Annotated in this window: 1 protein-coding gene; it reads left to right on the plus strand. The window is 39.3% G+C overall.

Annotated elements, in window-relative coordinates:
• Positions 1-240: 240 nt before the first annotated feature.
• Positions 241-891 (plus strand): hypothetical protein, encoded by a 651-nt coding sequence (locus C200_RS12860; RefSeq protein WP_016212396.1) that lies wholly within the window; start codon positions 241-243, stop codon positions 889-891.
• Positions 892-961: the final 70 nt, after the last annotated feature.

Consider the following 961-nt stretch of genomic DNA (forward strand, 5'->3'; position numbering starts at 1 on the left):
GAAATGTCAACGGAGCCTATATGTTGAAAATTTTGTTTTTCACCTATAGTTGGTAAGAGAGCTGGATGATATTTTGTGCTTTATGGCGGTTATTGCTAATTCTATTGACGTTGAGCATTTTCAGTTAAGTGTGTTGTAAATGTGTAGCAGCTAAAAATAACTGCTAGTATTCTTTGTAATTATGCTTTGGCTAAATTTTTTCCAGTTGAATTGCTTTATATAGTATCTGGAGGTTTAGGTATGGCAAATGAAAATAGTAGGGTTCAGGAAGAAAGTGAGCTTGAGGTTGCTGATGTAGAAGCACCTGCTATACAGATGTTTGATGGAGAAACTATAGTTGAATTTGGCTCCGGTGGTGTTGAGGATGACTTTGATCCAGGGTCTGCATTTGAAGCTCAGAGTGATGATTTGATTCAGGATACTGATCTTGCTATCAGGTTGGACAATTGTACTCCAGAAGAAATAGCGGCGTTTTTCTCGGATAGTGATAATAAAACAAGTGAAAGCAGCGCACAGTCTGAGGTGAAAGGTAGAGAAAGGTCAGGTGCGAGTGCTGATGTGATAGGAGGACTATCAGGAGCTTCTGAGCGTAGAAAGAGAGCAAGTGCAAAAGGTGATATTGCAGGAGGATTATCAGGAGTTTTTGGAGTGAGAGGGCGAGCGGATGCAAGAGCTGATAGCGTCGAGGGCTTATCAGGAGTTATTGGTACTAGAGAAAGGTCTCGCGCTCATGTAGATATTACAGGATCAACGAATTTTGCTAATAATGATAGTGGATATGTTGGCTCTTATGCAACTACAGGGATATTTTTGGCTGAGTCAATGGCAGAGGAAGGTGCTAGTTCTAGTCATGCCTTAAGTATCTCAGGAGTTGAGTTTGATTGTGATTAATTATATTGAGTTGTATTTTATTTAGTGATAAAAGATATATCTTACTTATTTGTAACTCACCTTACGCACT

Source organism: Piscirickettsia salmonis LF-89 = ATCC VR-1361 (genome assembly GCF_000297215.2).
Lineage (GTDB): Bacteria > Pseudomonadota > Gammaproteobacteria > Piscirickettsiales > Piscirickettsiaceae > Piscirickettsia > Piscirickettsia salmonis.

What these genes read in the sequence shown, in the direction of transcription:
- C200_RS12860 (WP_016212396.1), top strand. Translation starts at nt 241, where the DNA reads ATGGCAAATGAAAATAGTAGGGTTCAGGAAGAAAGTGAGCTTGAGGTT.